The organism is Arachnia propionica (assembly GCF_003859805.1).
Taxonomy (GTDB): domain Bacteria; phylum Actinomycetota; class Actinomycetes; order Propionibacteriales; family Propionibacteriaceae; genus Arachnia; species Arachnia propionica_C.
Map to the genome: position 1 here is coordinate 81380 of NZ_RQZG01000009.1, position 14758 is coordinate 96137.

The 14758-nt window shown below is 64.6% G+C and carries 11 protein-coding genes; 3 read left to right on the plus strand and 8 right to left on the minus strand.

Annotated elements, in window-relative coordinates; translation table 11 throughout:
- Positions 1–695: 695 nt before the first annotated feature.
- From EII34_RS09260 to rpmH, 8 genes are all read right to left on the minus strand, one after another.
- The gene (locus EII34_RS09260; RefSeq protein WP_124844871.1) at positions 696–1601 is read right to left on the minus strand and encodes a ParB/RepB/Spo0J family partition protein; all 906 of its coding nucleotides are present in this window, start codon (positions 1599–1601) and stop codon (positions 696–698) included.
- Positions 1601–2605 carry a ParA family protein gene (locus tag EII34_RS09265; protein ID WP_124844872.1) on the minus strand — a complete coding sequence of 335 codons (1005 nt, stop codon included), beginning with the start codon at positions 2603–2605 and terminating at the stop codon, positions 1601–1603. Before EII34_RS09265 ends, EII34_RS09260 begins: the two co-directional genes overlap by 1 nt.
- A 3493-nt stretch (positions 2606–6098) precedes the next feature.
- The gene (gene rsmG, locus EII34_RS09270; RefSeq protein WP_124844873.1) at positions 6099–6743 is read right to left on the minus strand and encodes a 16S rRNA (guanine(527)-N(7))-methyltransferase RsmG; all 645 of its coding nucleotides are present in this window, start codon (positions 6741–6743) and stop codon (positions 6099–6101) included.
- A gap of 10 nt (positions 6744–6753) precedes the next feature.
- Complete coding sequence (locus EII34_RS09275) at positions 6754–7224, minus strand: Jag family protein (protein WP_124844874.1); 471 nt, start codon at positions 7222–7224, stop codon at positions 6754–6756.
- 43 nt (positions 7225–7267) lie between these two features.
- Positions 7268–8371 carry a membrane protein insertase YidC gene (gene yidC, locus EII34_RS09280; RefSeq protein WP_124844875.1) on the minus strand — a complete coding sequence of 368 codons (1104 nt, stop codon included), beginning with the start codon at positions 8369–8371 and terminating at the stop codon, positions 7268–7270.
- Complete coding sequence (gene yidD / locus EII34_RS09285; protein ID WP_124844876.1) at positions 8372–8662, minus strand: membrane protein insertion efficiency factor YidD; 291 nt, start codon at positions 8660–8662, stop codon at positions 8372–8374.
- Positions 8656–9003: a ribonuclease P protein component gene (gene rnpA, locus EII34_RS09290; RefSeq protein WP_124844877.1), complete on the minus strand. Its 348-nt coding sequence runs from the start codon at positions 9001–9003 to the stop codon at positions 8656–8658. The genes yidD and rnpA overlap by 7 nt, the downstream gene beginning before the upstream one ends.
- Before the next feature lie 3 nt (positions 9004–9006).
- Positions 9007–9144, minus strand: coding sequence for a 50S ribosomal protein L34 (rpmH, locus tag EII34_RS09295; RefSeq protein ID WP_124844878.1), 138 nt, complete (start codon positions 9142–9144; stop codon positions 9007–9009).
- A gap of 316 nt (positions 9145–9460) precedes the next feature.
- On the opposite strand from rpmH, the gene dnaA reads away from it, so the two are divergent.
- From dnaA to EII34_RS09310, 3 genes are all read left to right on the plus strand, one after another.
- On the plus strand, positions 9461–10870 hold the full coding sequence (dnaA, locus tag EII34_RS09300) for a chromosomal replication initiator protein DnaA (protein ID WP_124844879.1): 1410 nt from the start codon (positions 9461–9463) through the stop codon (positions 10868–10870).
- A 400-nt stretch (positions 10871–11270) separates the two neighbouring features.
- Entirely contained in the window at positions 11271–12173 is a 903-nt protein-coding gene (locus tag EII34_RS09305; RefSeq protein WP_464115346.1) for an ABC transporter ATP-binding protein, read from the plus strand.
- Between the two features lie 2 nt (positions 12174–12175).
- A complete protein-coding gene (locus EII34_RS09310; protein WP_124844880.1) occupies positions 12176–14722 on the plus strand; it encodes an ABC transporter permease in 2547 nt (848 codons plus the stop codon).
- The last annotated feature ends 36 nt before the right edge of the window (positions 14723–14758 follow it).

The window sequence follows — 14758 nt, forward strand, 5'->3', positions numbered from 1 at the left end:
ACCGAATCAGGTGGACGAGCCTGCGAGAGGACCCGTGTCGGGACGACCCGGACCATGCGCAGGAACTCAGACCCAGACCACCACACCACGGACCCCGGCTCCCGGGCACCAGCCAGACCAGAGGTCTCGACTGTCAGTCCACAGACGTCCCTCGGCTCGACCAGCGAGGTGTCCGCACCGAGCACGGCGGACGGGCCTGCACGACCCCTCATGTCGAGATGCCATCAGCTTGAGCAGGAATCCGGCCCAGACCAACGCCGCTGGGTGCAGGCCCCAGCACAGGCCACCAGAGGTCTCGACTGTCAGTCCACAGACGTCCCTCAGCTCGACCAGCATCGGGAGAGGGGCTCAGCACTCCTGCAGTCGCCCGGACCTCCGCACGACCAACGGGACGAAGGAGCCAAGCTCTCTACACACCCCGCTGGTCGCATCGAGGCCCAGTCACCACGGACAGCCCCGTGCAGGACCTCGAACCCGGCTCACGACTCGGACTCGAGGCCTGATCCCCTGAGTCCGGACCGCTCAGAAGAGAGGCCTCCACCGAGGCTCTGCTGCCCTCAGAATCGCTCTGAGACAAAATCCCTTGTCACAGACCTGAGAGTCAACCTTGCACGACCTCCTCACCTCCATCAGCCCACCGTTCAGCGCTTTGTCGACAAAACGTTGAACAGCTATGGCGTCTTGGAGCTGAAGGTTCAGATCGTCCTGTGTTCCATGACCGCGAGGATGCGCTCCAGGTCGTCACCCGTCGCGAACTCGATGGTGATCTTGCCCTTGCTCCGACCAATGGCCACCTTGACCCGGGTGTCGAAGTGGTCCGAGAGGCGCTGCGCGACCGCAGCCTCGCGCTCAGACGGAAGACGCCGTACCTTGGTCACCGGCTCTTCCTCCGGTGCACCATCGGAATCCCCCAACCGCACGATCTCCTCGGTGCTCCTCACCGAAAGACCTTCCGCGATGATCCGCTCAGCCAATCGCTCCTGCGCGGTGGGTGAGCTGAGTCCCAGCAGTGCGCGGGCGTGCCCAGCGGACAGCACACCGGCGGCAACCTTGGTCTGCACCGTCGGGGGAAGATTCAACAGCCGCAGCGTGTTGGAGATCTGTGGTCTGCTTCGGTGGATCCGCTGCGACAGCTCCTCCTTGGAGCAGTCGAAATCCGTCAGCAGCTGCTGGTAGGCCAGGGCCTCCTCGAGCGGGTTGAGGTTGGCACGATGCAGGTTCTCCAGCAGGGCATCACGCAGCAGCGCGTCGTCCTCCGTACCCCGGACGATGGCTGGAATGGTCTTCTTCCTGGCGAGTTTCGACGCCCGGAAGCGCCGTTCACCCATGATGAGTTCATACCCGGCCTCGACTTCACGTACAACGACGGGTTGCAGCACACCGAATTCCTTGATGGAAGCAGACAGCTCCGCCAGGTCGTCCTCATCGAAGACACTGCGGGGTTGCCGCGGGTTCGGCGTGATCTTCTCAAGCGGAATCTCCATGAAATAGGAGCCGTCCTTGAGCTTCTGGCTTGGTTGTGTGCTGTCGTTCTCCGTGTTGTCCGTGCGGGCAAAGAGGTCCCCGAGCCCCTTGCCGAGCCCCTGGTGCGCTTTCGCCATCATCGACTCCCCTCAGTCACTGCGCGCTGTGCGATCTCCTCCGCTGCCTTCTGGTAGGCCTGAGCCCCGGAGGACTTGGGCTGATACGTGATGACGCTCTGCCCGTAGCTGGGGGCTTCTGCGATGCGCACCGACCGCGGAATCTCGACGTCCAGCGTCTGCGTGGGGAAGTGGGTACGGATTTCACGTGCCACCTCGGAGGCGAGATTGGTGCGGTTGTCGTACATGGTGAGCAGCACCGTGCTGAGTTCCAGACCGTCGTTGAGGTTCCCCTTGACCCGCTGGATGGTGCGGATCAGCTGCGCGACACCCTCCAACGCGTAGTACTCGCACTGGATGGGCACCAGGATCTCATTGGAGGCCACCAGCGCATTCAGTGTGAGCAGGCCCAACGACGGCGGGCAGTCGAAGAAGACGTAATCCACGTCCGAATTCGCGATGTAGCTGGCCACAGCCTTCTTCATCATGGCCTCACGACCAGCCACGTTCACCAGTTCCAGTTCGGCCGTCGCCAGTTCGATGGCCGCCGGGAGCACATGGAGATTCGGGGAATGTGGTGATCGCTGCGCCAGATCCTCGATCTTGGCGTTCTGGAGCAGCACCTCATAGGCGCCAGGAGTCCCGGGATCGTGGTCGATTCCGAGTGCCGTCGAGGCATTTCCTTGTGGGTCCGTGTCGATCACCAGGACATTCAGCCCACCGAAGGCCAACGCGGAGGCCACGTTCACCGTCGTGGTGGTCTTCCCGACCCCACCCTTCTGGTTGGCAACGACGAAGACACGCGGCCTGTCGGGGCGAGGAAGCGTCAGTGGCGGCCCCTCGTCGTACTCCACGCCGTACTCGTCGACGTAGTCCCAAGCCTCCTCATCGTCGTCAAGGCGTGCTCTGCGCGGGCCGACAGAAGTCTGGATCACCGTTTCACGTGAAACGTTCTCGTGGCGCTTCCACGGCTCCTCCGGCTCGGGCTGGGGCTGTGAGCGCCGCTTCCGAAAGAACAATCCCATGTCTCCTCCTTCGACACAAGACACTGTATGCCTCACAAAAGCCCCCCGCACCTTTCAGAGCGTTTCACGTGAAACGTGACCAGAATTCTGGCCACACGGATGACTCCCTGGTGACGATTGGAGGAGCTCCACCCCTCTTTGGACCAGACATCGTAGGCGTCGTCCGACACAAGGCACCGCCTCGAGCATCTGTTGGAGAGGCGTTTCACGTGAAACGGCATCATCCATTCCTGCTGCCGATCCGCTCCATCCCACAGGGTCTGGGGCGGGCCTCTGCGAACCCTCTCCCTCGATCTGTCAGGGAACATGTGCTTCAAACACGGTGTCAACGCCCGTCGTGAGCATGCAAGGCGTATCGTGTGCTGCACCGATCGGCTCACCCAGTAGCCGGACAGATGAACACCGTCCGTTGGACTCATGCTCCGTTTCACGTGAAACGTCAGCGCGTTGTCCACAACCACCCTTACCGAGCAATGTCTCAGACAGAGTTGTCCCCACAATGTGGACAAGTTGCGACGGTTCTGTTGATCACTGTCGTGTGGCGCGCCTCCTCTGGGGCTCCATCCACGAGAGCCAGATCGAATCTTCGTCCCACTGCTCACGCCGAAAGCACCGCGCCCGGCAGTGAGACCTCCCACGAGTTCCCTGTAACTCATCACCAGGGTCTCGGACACGGACAGCTCGCTGGCCCTTTCACTCCGACATGAACGGCCGAAGCCACGTGAACAATGGCACTGATCCTTCACAGTGAATCCGACGCGACATCATCCGCCAGAACTCAGCCACACCGCTGGCTCAGCCGAGACCAGAGATTTCCGGGCAGGACAGGTCGGGCAGTCATGACCGTTCCCCTTGTCACGAGTCATGCCGAACAGCTGAAGGCTCAACGGTAGGGCCAACACCAGGTCCTCTCAGTCAGTTCACCGACGGAATCATCGACGTCACGGTCTCGGAGTTGAACATGCAGGTCAGGGCAGCAGCGGACAACCATTCAGACCTGACCCTGGGCTCAGCGACGCTCATGGGGCACCGCAGCTTCTGGAGCTCCTGCCGCCTCGCACAAGGTCATGTCCATGAGCTCATCATCCGGATCCCTTCCGTTTCACGTGAAACGGAAGGGATCGTCCATTCAGCTGACCGCTCCACGGTCACGGAGAAATCGCAGCAGACATTCAGCAGCCGTCGTTCTCGTGTTCCCGCATCAGACAGCGGGCAGCGTGGGCGATGACCCGGGTCATGACCTGCTTCCGGTTCCTTGCGCTTTCGACGGGTCTCAACTCCTGCTCTCTGTACGAACTCCGTCCGAAGTCGGTCAACGACCTGTGGTGCATCACTGAACCCTTCCTGTGGGGATCATTCATGAGCGCCAGATCGCAACTCCTTCCCACTGCTGACACCGTAGGCACCCAGCACCGCACCGTGAGAGCTCCGGACCATCTCTGCTGGAACTCATCCCCGGCTCTCGACACCTCGACACCGCCTGCTCGCTGCCGCATCGCGGTCCGGCGTGAGCAGCAGTGAAGCAAGACCTTGCGAAGAGTTTTCAGCAGATTTGGGCTTGTTCTCCCCAGCTTTTGAGCCTGTAGCAACGCGATCAGCAGTTGTTTCTCCACAGCTGAAGGGTCATCCCTGTCGATCACCTCGGGCTCAGCCCCAGAGGTGGACTCAGGGAGGACCTCCGTTGAGCGGCTCACACCGCATCTGGAAGCTCACAGGTGTCCGTTTCACGTGAAACGAACCCACGCGAACCCTCAGCCACAACCGTGCTGCACGACAGCGCCATGGCGAGTGGTTCTGTGGCCTGTTCGGCGGTCTGTTCGTCCACGGACCACGAACACTGGCGGGCGACCGGGCCAAGACCAGCAGGATGCGTCGCGAGGAACCCGTGCGAGGACTCGACGGTCGGGCCCTGGATCCCCTCGGTGTGAAGAGCAAGATCCTCTGTCCTGAGCAAGCCCTCGTGTGTCTGGGTACTGCGCTCACCCATGTCCAACCGGCTCAGCACCACTCTCTGCCGCTCATGGAGGTTCTGGTAGGTGCCGCATCGAATCCCGGAGAGACGCGCTGACCCCGCCATCAATCCACGAGTGGATCTGGTGCACACGACCTCTCGGCTGTCTGATCCTGGAGGTCCTCCACCTGACACAGGATGAGAGGCGACTCAGAGGTCTGACCGAGCCGTGGACCCGCGGTGAAGTCACAGTCGGCCACAACAGCTGATGACACGCTCCCCACCAAGGTCAGTGGTTCTGACTGCACCATGTGCAGATGTAATCTCCCGTTTCACGTGAAACGGCATCCTCCAAGTGACATGGCTTGAAGCAGTATGGCAGGGCGAACTGTGCCGATTCGGAGGTTCAGCGTGCATCGCCCCTTGTCGCGACGATGCTGCAGGAGGGTCAGTGACGACATCCGGTGGGAGCACCTGATCACTCGCAAGGCGTCCGCAGCCCATGACAACACTGCCCGACGAAGGTGAGACGACGCTGTGGCGGCAGCGAGACGACGTCCGCGCACAACTCCTGTTCCGATCAACCAGGAGGTCACTCATCACGTGATCGCGATGTGTCCTGGCCAAGGAGGTGACCGAACCGCCCTGATCTCTCATGTCGTGCCACAGAGTTGTGGGGCATGTCCTGGAACATCACACTGCTCGACGTGTCTGCCATGGTGTGACAGTGGGAACACCCGCGACTTCACGGCCGTCTGCGCACCTGCATGGATCCCAGCACCTCGGTGACAAGCAGACCTCACGGTATGTCGAAAAAGCGACATGATGACATAGCATTTTCAAGCTTCAGTTGAAGGGATCACTGACCACCCATGTTCACACTGGTCACGCCGAACCTCGAGCGAGGCGGGTCCGTGGCGAGGCGAGAGATGCCCCCCCGCAGAAGGTCTGAGGTCACCTGGGTTGCCTCGCTCCTGGTCATGAACCCGGCTCGACCAGTGGAGAGGTGATGAAACATCCTCTGACAAGGTGTTCGACCACGCAGAATGCGGAACACCCAATGATTGTCGACATACTGATTTACAAACTCAACGACTTACAGGTTCAAGGTCATGTCGGGATGCTACCCCACAGCTGACCATGGGACAGAGGTCGGGAGGGTTGTTCCGCGGTCCGGCCTGCACACCGGATCACGAGGACAACGAGCAGCCCGGTCGGGACCAGAGATCGTGTCCCCGGGCAGCCCTCACCGGGGCTCGCCGATCAGGCGCCTCGTGCCCTCGGTGTGAGCAACGGACCCCACATCCCGGACAGACCACTGTGACACAGCTTGTGACCCAACTCACCCCGGCCCTGGCCGACCACGAGCCCACCACCACACCACCGGGATCGACCTCCAGGCTGTGACCACTGACCAGCGGCGCTGCGTGATCGAGACCAGTCACACGGTCCCGGGAGCCTCCGGGGTGGACGTCACGGAGTCTCGACGTGCTCGTCGCACACGCTCCGGGGTGAGGGTGCACCAGCCGGGAGCCTGACCACTCAGGCAGACCGGACCAGGACCGCCCTCGTGCCCTCCGTCATCGCCGCAGCACGGATCTCCAACACCTCCGCGACGAGACCACGCTTGCGCAGCAGCGTCGACGCGGCCTCGATCTCCTCCTCCGCCGAGACCCCCTTGAGCGCCAGGAGTTCACCCTCGGGCAGGAACAGCGGTGTGGTCCACCTCACCAGCTTCTCCAGCGACGCCACCGCCCGGCAGGTCACGACGTCGAAGACCTCCTTGACCTCCTCCGCCCGCGCCCGGAGCACCGTCACCCGTTCACCCAGCGCCAACTCCTCGACGGCGAGTTCCAGGAAAGTGGCACGACGCAGCAGCGGCTCGATCAAGGTGACCCGCAGATCCGGACGCACCAGGGCGAGGGGCAGCCCGGGCAACCCTGCCCCGGACCCCACGTCGGCGACGTCCAACCCGGAGGCGATGACATCACTGAGTGCCAACGAGTTGGACAGATGCCTGCCCCAGACGCGGTCACCCTCCCGCGGCCCCAGCAGACCCCACTCGATGCCCCTGCCCCGCAGGATCTCCGCGTAGCTGTCGAGCCCCGGCAGGGCCTGGGGAAAACGCTCGGCGAGGGCACCCCGCACCCGGTCCTCCGACCGATCAGCCTCACCCGGGGGCACCATGGCGTGGTCCTCAGCCCTTCGAGACGACCACGCGACGGAACGGCGGCTCGCCCTCCGACTCGCTGCTCAGTCCGGCCGCCGCGACCTCGTCGTGGATGATCTTGCGCTCATAGGCGTTCAACGGCGCCATCCTCACCGCCTCACCGGTCTCCGTGACCTCGGCGATGGCGTCCTTCGCCAGCGCCACCAGCTCCGCACGACGCCTGTCACGGAACCCTCCGACATCCAGGGTCAGCCTGGAGCGGTGCCCCTGCTCGGTCATCACGACCAGTCGACACAGCTCCTGCAGGGCATCCAGGACCTCACCGTCCTTGCCGATCAGACGGTCGTCGTCGGTGACGATGGCGATGTGCGCCCGGCCATTCGCGACGGAGTTCTCGATGTCCCCATCGAGATCCGCGATGTCCAGCAGCTCCTCCAGATAGTCGGCGACGAGGTCACCCTCACTCAGCAGGGCCTCGTTGTCGGTCTTCTCACTCATGGTGATCCCTCTTGAATCAGTGGTCCCCGACGGGACCGGAGAACTACTTCTTCTTCCTCGCCGCCCGCGTCGTGGCGCGCGGCTGACGACGGCCCCCGCCACTGGTGCCGCCGGTGGCACCAGTGCTGTCCGTGGTCCGGACCGTGGAACGCGAGACCTGCTGCCTGGTCACCTTCCGACGCCCGGTCCGCTCGTCGACCTCCGGCTGCGACGACGAGGCCGCCGGGGCCGGCCGACCCTTGCGGCGCTTCGCGGCACGCTCCTTCATGATGGCCTCGGGATCCTTGCCCTTGGCACGCATCCGCTCCTCCCAGTCGATGTAGGCGGGGGTGTTCGGTGCGGGGTTGTTGCGGATCAGCAGACCCTGCTGACCCATCGTCCAGATGTTGCTGACCGTCCAGTACAGCAGCACACCGATCGGGATGAACGTCGAGGTCAGCGCGTAGATGATCGGGAAGCCGTAGAGCATGATCTTCTGCGTCTGCGCGAACTGGCTCGTCAACGCCTCCGGCGGCATGTTCTTGCGCATCAGCTGCAGCTGCGTGATGAACAGGGTCACCACCATGAGCACGACGAGCAGGACACCGAGGATCTGGGTCATCCCGAACGGGCTGAGCGGGAAGATCCGCCCGGACAGATCCGCCCCCAGGAACTGTGCCTGCTGCAACGACTCGACCAGCTGCGGGTTGTCCTTGAGCCACTGACCACGCACCTGGTTGTCCGCGACCCCCTGCAGCACCCGGTACAGCGACAGCATCACCGGCATCTGCAGCAGCATCGGGAAGCAGGAGGCCATCGGGTTGACGCCCTCCTCGGCGTACAGCTTCTGCACCTCCTGGCTGAACCGCATCTGGTCCGAGCCGTACTTCTTCTTCAGCGCCTCCATCTTCGGCTGCAGCATCTGCAGGGCCCGCGACGAGTTCGTCGACTTCACGAACAACGGGATCATCAACGTGCGCACCAGCAACGTCATGCAGATGATGGCCATGGCCCACGCCCAGCCGGAGTCGGCCCCGAACAGTGGCGCCCACAGGGCGTGGAACAGCACGAGAATGCCGGAGATCACCCAGTAGATGGGCTGCATCATCGCTGACAGCAGGCCGTAGATGCCGTCCCAGATGGACAGGGACACCAGCAACTCGATCATCTAGGACACCTTCTGCCCGGAACGGTCCCGGGTCTTGTCGTTTGCTTCCTCTTCGGCCCACTGCTGGGCCTCGGGGGTGCCTGGCACGTAGTCCACGCCCCCCATCGACCAGGGGTGGCAGCGGGTGATCCGCCGCACCGTCAACCAGCCACCCCGGATCCCGCCGTGGAACTCGACGGCCCGCTCACCGTAGGCGGAGCAGGTGGGGTGGAACTTGCACACGTCGCCGTAGAGCGGGGAGACGAAACGACGCCACCCCCGGATGAACCACAGCATCGGGTGCTTCAACACGTCGTCACCCTCCGCAACGCCCGCTCCCAGGCACTGTGGAAATCCTCCGCGAGGGTTCCCGGATCGGCCGCGGCGGGCGGAAGTGCCCGCACGACGACATCCATCCCCGTCGTCATGGGCCGTGAGGCGACGAGGTGCCGCAACCGACGCTTCACCCGGTTGCGGATCACCGCGTTTCCCACAGCCTTGGAGACGACAAAACCCACCCGGGAAGCCCCGGATGGATTCTCGGCTGCGACCGCCACGTGGACCACCACGCTGGGAGTCCCTGCCCGGGCCCCGCGGCGGAACGTCTCGGTGAAATCGACCGAACGTCGCAGCCTGCGGGCTCGGGGCAGCATCTCTCAGGCGGACAGTTCGACGCGGCCCTTGCGACGACGCGCGCTCAGGATGGCGCGTCCGGCACGGGTGCGCATGCGGGCGCGGAAACCGTGGGTGCGGCTGCGACGGCGGTTGCTCGGCTGGTACGTGCGCTTGCTCATGGGGATGACTCCGTGACTGTTTCCAAAGACGTTGGCGGTCCGTTGCGGACCTGGGGAAGGTTGCCGTCCTCAGGATGGGGACAGCGACCGGTCAACGATACGTGGCGGAGCACGTTTTCGACAAACCGCGGGCAGAACTTCACAGCCTGTGCAAACTACACCGATGTAGTACTGCCAGTGCGTCCGATGGCCTTGCAGGCGGCCTCCAAAGCGGCTAGTTTTCTTCCTGCGCGACGTGCTTTTCCACAGGGGTCGGCCTGTCGCGGTCACAGCTGGGGGAGTTGTACCCCGTTGTGGACAACCATGTGGATTACTCGTGAGAGCTCATCCGTGGCCGGTCAGAGAGGAGTCGCGCGTGACAGTGTCCCCGGGCGGTGAGCTGAACGAACTCTGGGAGGATGTCGTCACCCAGGTCCCGATCTCGTCGCGTGCCTGGCTGAGACGGACCCGTCCGTTCGCCATCCACGGCAGCACCCTGATGCTGGCGGTCTCCGACGAGACCACCCGGGAACGCATCGAGACCAAGCTCCGCTCCGACATCGAGAGCAGGCTCACCCTCGCCACGGGAACCCCGACCTACCTGGCCTTCATGATCGACCCGTCGATCCAGGAGGAGACCGCACCCCCCGGTCACGAGATCCCCAAGGACACCTCCCCCGATGACGATGACATGCGCAGCAAGCATGTCGGAGTCAATCATGACCTTCGGCTGAACCCCCGCTACACGTTCGAGTCGTTCGTCGCCGGATCCTCCAACCGGTTCGCCCACGCCGCCGCCGCCGCCGTCGCCGAGCAGCCGGGGAAGTCCTACAACCCACTCATGATCTACGGCCCCTCCGGACTGGGCAAGACCCACCTGCTGCACGCCATCGGCCACTACGTCAACAGCTACTACGAGACCCTGCGGGTGAAGTACGTCTCGACGGAGGAGCTGACCAACGACTTCATCAACGCGATCTCCGAGAACCGCGCCTCCGACTTCCGGCGCGCCTACCGCGACGTCGACGTGCTGCTGGTCGACGACATCCAGTTCCTCGAGGCGAAGATCCAGACGCAGGAGGAGTTCTTCCACACCTTCAACACCCTCCACAACGCCCAGAAGCAGATCGTGATGACCTCCGACCGGCCGCCGAGACTGCTGGAGGCCCTGGAACCGCGGTTGCGGTCACGCTTCGAGTGGGGGTTGATGACCGACATCCAGCCGCCGGACCTGGAGACCCGCATCGCCATCCTCCGCAAGAAGGCGGCCTCGCAACGACTGACGGCGGGCACCGAGGTGCTGGAACTCATCGCCTCCCGCATCCCCACCAACATCCGGGAACTGGAGGGGGCACTCACCCGTGTCGCGGCACTGGCCAGCCTCAACCACCAGGAGATCACACTGGAGCTGAGCGAACAGGTGCTGGCCGACCTCATGCCGGACGGCAGTGCCACCCACGTCGACGCCGACTCCATCATCACCGCGACCTGCGAGTACTTCTCGATCTCGATGGACGACCTCGTCGGCTCCAGCCGTGTCGCCGCCCTGGTGCGGGCCCGGCAGATCGCGATGTACCTGTGTCGTGAGCTCACCGATCTGTCACTGCCGAAGATCGGCAGCCGTTTCGGGGGGCGCGACCACTCGACGGTGATGCACTCGGTGCGCAAGATCGACTCCCGCATGGGCGAGGACCGGCAGCTGTTCGACCAGGTCACCGAGCTCACCAACCGCATCAAGCAGTCCTGACGCCCTGACGGCGGCCTGTCGAGAGTCAATGCCGAGCGGGGTTCCCTCATGTCCACCGGCACGCCACCGGGTGGGCAACCCGTGGCTCACTTTCGGCCGCAAATTCGTCCCCCCGGATATCCACAAGTTGTCCGCAGTACCGGTGGAAGCTGTGGTGGACGACGTCGACGGCCGTGGCCGTCCACAACCAGACACCGTTCATCCATCGGTCACCCACAGCCAATCCACACCACCGAACTGGCTCTGACAAGCTTCTTCGTCAGGTTCCCACAGGATCCACAGGCGCTACTACGGTGACGAAGTTGTAATTACACATCAAGACTCAAAGTCACCGGGTGTGGATCTGTGCATGCCGAACCTGATCCGGCCCACAACACGTCTCGCTGGTAGCTTGGCTCCCGTGACCATCGCAGCCAAAGCAGTCAAACTCCGCAAGACCTACGGCCAGGGCAGTGCCACCGTCGTTGCGTTGGACAGCGTCGACTTCGAGGTCTACACCGGTGAGTTCACCGCCATCATGGGACCCTCCGGGTCGGGCAAGTCCACCCTGATGCACCTGCTCGCCGGACTCGACTCACCGACCTCCGGCAGCGTCCACATCGGGGACGTCAACATCGGCAACCTCAAGGACACCGCCTTGACCACCCTGAGACGCAGCCGCATCGGCTTCATCTTCCAGGCCTTCAACCTGGTCCCCACCCTCACCGCGCGTGAGAACATCGTGCTGCCGTTGACCATCGCCGGACGCAAGGTGGACAAGCGCTGGTTCGACCAGATCATCGACGTGCTGGGGCTCAACGACCGTCTCACCCACAAACCGCACGAGCTCTCCGGTGGGCAGCAGCAACGCGTGGCGTGCGCCCGTGCGCTGATGAACCGCCCGGACATCGTGTTCGCCGACGAACCGACCGGCAACCTGGACTCCACCTCCGCCGCGGAGGTGCTCACCTTCCTGCGTCGCTCCGTGGACCACTTCAACCAGACCATCGTCATGGTCACCCATGACGCGCTGGCCGCGAGCCATGCCGACCGTCTGGTGTTCCTCTCCGACGGTCGGATCATCGAGGAACAACGAGGCGGCAGCCCCGAGGAGGTGCTCGCCACCATGTCACGCATCTACCCACGCCACCAGACCACCCGTCACCTCGTCAAGGACGATGACGACCCCAGTACCTCGCCGCAACCCCGGATCACCGGCGAGATGCTGTTCCGCGACGGCTCGATGCAGCCCGCACCATCAGGCGAGATCCACCCCGAGACCGAGGCCGAGCAGAGCGCTCCGCGTCGCGCCATCACGGAGTGACCATGCTGCGTGCCGCCTGGAAGTCCCTCCTCAGCCGGAAGCTCCGGCTCCTGATGAGCGCGTTGTCCATCGTGCTCGGGATCACCTTCGTGTCGGGATCACTCATGTTCACCCACCTGCTCGGTGGTGCCTACGAGCAGATCATCAAGTCCACCGTCGGGGACGTGAACGTCCTGGTCGGGGGCAGTTTCGAGATGGGTGACAACCAACGGCCCGAGGCCGTCATGCTGGAGGCCGACGTCGTCGAACGGATCCGTTCGACCCCCGGGGTGGCCCGCGTCGCCGGCCTGGTGAGCAACCCCTCGGTGTATCCGCTGGACCGCGACGGGCGCGTGATCACCCTGGGCGGGGCGCCCGGGATCGCCATCAACTTCGACGACATCCCCGCCATGGACAAGGTGGTCGGGATGCGGGTGATCGACGGTGCCACCCCCGCAGCCGACGACGAGGTGGCCCTCGACCCGGGGACGTTGCGTCGCTCTGGTCACGCCATCGGTGACACCATCCGGATCGCCACCCCCCGCGGCGGGGTGCAGGAGTTCACGGTGGTGGGCACCGCCACCTACGGTGACGGCTCCTCCTCCGGGGCCGCCTACCTGTTCTTCACCCTGACGACGATGCAGCAGCTGGCCCTGAACGGGGCCGACGGCTACACCGGTGTGTGGATCCAGGCGGAACCCGGGGTGGACCGGGCCGAGTTGGCCGACCGGATCCAGCAGTTCCTGCCCCACGGGTTCGAGGCGAAGGACGGTCCCACCGTCGCCGAGGAGATCCGCAGCGAACTGGATGTGGGCCTCGGGTTCATCAACACCTTCCTGCTCGTCTTCGCGGGGATCGCACTGCTGGTGGCCGCCCTGCTGATCCTCAACACCTTCTCGATCCTCGTCTCGCAGCGCAGCAGGGAACTCGCCCTGTTCCGGGCGCTCGGTGCGAAACGTTCCCAGGTGCGTGCCTCGGTGCTGCTCGAGGCCGTGGTCATCGCGGTGATCGGGGCCAGCCTCGGCATCGTCGCCGGCTACGGCCTGGCGTGGGTGATCCTGGCGGTCATGAACGTCGTCGGCATCGATCTGGGGTCCGCTCAACCGGGGATCACCTGGCAGCTGGTCGCGATCTCCTACGGGGTCGCGCTGGCGGTCACGGTCGTCGCGGCCCTGCTGCCCGCGGTCCGGGCCTCACGCACCCGCCCGGTCGAGGCGATGACCCGGGCCGCCGACACCGCCCCGGAAGGGATCGGTCTGCCCGCGTGGTTCGGGCTCGGGATGGTGCAGCTCGGGGCGGCCGCGGTGGTGTGCGGCACCTTCTTCACGGTGCCGCACCGACTCTGGTGGGTTGCCGTCGGGGCCGCGGTGGTGCTCGTGGGAGCAGTGCTGTCGGCCGCGGTGCTCGGTGCCCCGGTGCTGTGGCTGGTGGGCAGGGTCAACACACTGATCTTCGGTGAGGTGGGCCGGATGGCCGCCCGCAACGCCACACGCCAACCCCGTCGCACCGCCGCCACCGCCGCCACCCTCATGATCGGTCTGACCCTGGTCAGCACCATCGCCATCCTCGCCGCCACCGCCACCGCGACGCTGCGTTCGACCCTGGCCGAGGACCAGCGCGGGGACTTCCTGATGACCCCGGTGAACCACCGACCGTTCGTGGTGGACGTGGAGCGGCTCGAGCAGATCGACGGGGTGTCGGCCGTGTGGACCTACGCCCAGTCCGCCGTCGTCATCGGTGACGGTGATCCGCAGGGCATCACCGGGACCAGCCCCGAGGGACTGACCCGGGGGACCTCGACGACGGTGCTGGCCGGAGAACTGCTGGAGACCTCCGGGTCGGTGCTGATCGATCACCAGCTGTCCGAAGAACTGGACCTGCCGATGGGCAGGAGGTTCACCGTGCCGGGGGTGGACGGCTCCCCCGTCGAACTGCTGGTCACCGGCATCATCGACGGCAGGAGTGCGCCCCTCGGGATCTCGGAACTGGTGACCAACCAGGAGACCTTCTCCCGGCTCGGTGATCCGAACACCTTCGGGGTGGTCAAGGTGGAGGTCGCGAAGGGCGCTGATCCGGCGGCCGTGAAACAGGCGCTCCGGGATGCCACCACCGATCATCCGCTGGTCTCCGTCGTCAACAACGACGAGTTCATCGACGACCGCCTGACCCAGTTCAACACCCTGCTCGGCATCATCTACGGCCTGCTCGCCCTGGCCATCGTCATCTCGGTGCTCGGGATCATCAACACGTTGGGGCTGTCGGTGCTGGAGCGGACCCGGGAGATCGGGTTGCTGCGCGCGGTGGGACTCACCCGGCCACAGCTGCGACACATGGTCCGGTTGGAGGCGGTCGCGGTCGCGGTGCTGGGGGCGGTGCTCGGTGTCGTGCTCGGCATCGGGTTCGGGACCGCACTGGTGCGTGTCATCCCGGACCTGGAGGTGCTGGACGTACCGTGGAGTCAGCTGGTGATCTTCGTGGTGGTCTCCGGGTTCATCGGGGTGATGGCCGCCATCCTCCCCGCCAGACGGGCCTCACGGCTCAATGTGCTGGACTCCATCGCGACGCAGTGACGCCCGGCTGGGCCAAACGGTATATTGGCTGCGACC

What these genes read in the sequence shown, in the direction of transcription:
- EII34_RS09260 (WP_124844871.1), bottom strand. Translation starts at nt 1,601, where the DNA reads ATGGCGAAAGCGCACCAGGGGCTCGGCAAGGGGCTCGGGGACCTCTTT.
- EII34_RS09265 (WP_124844872.1), bottom strand. Translation starts at nt 2,605, where the DNA reads ATGGGATTGTTCTTTCGGAAGCGGCGCTCACAGCCCCAGCCCGAGCCG.
- rsmG (WP_124844873.1), bottom strand. Translation starts at nt 6,743, where the DNA reads ATGGTGCCCCCGGGTGAGGCTGATCGGTCGGAGGACCGGGTGCGGGGT.
- EII34_RS09275 (WP_124844874.1), bottom strand. Translation starts at nt 7,224, where the DNA reads ATGAGTGAGAAGACCGACAACGAGGCCCTGCTGAGTGAGGGTGACCTC.
- yidC (WP_124844875.1), bottom strand. Translation starts at nt 8,371, where the DNA reads ATGATCGAGTTGCTGGTGTCCCTGTCCATCTGGGACGGCATCTACGGC.
- rnpA (WP_124844877.1), bottom strand. Translation starts at nt 9,003, where the DNA reads ATGCTGCCCCGAGCCCGCAGGCTGCGACGTTCGGTCGATTTCACCGAG.
- rpmH (WP_124844878.1), bottom strand. Translation starts at nt 9,144, where the DNA reads ATGAGCAAGCGCACGTACCAGCCGAGCAACCGCCGTCGCAGCCGCACC.
- EII34_RS09310 (WP_124844880.1), top strand. Translation starts at nt 12,176, where the DNA reads ATGCTGCGTGCCGCCTGGAAGTCCCTCCTCAGCCGGAAGCTCCGGCTC.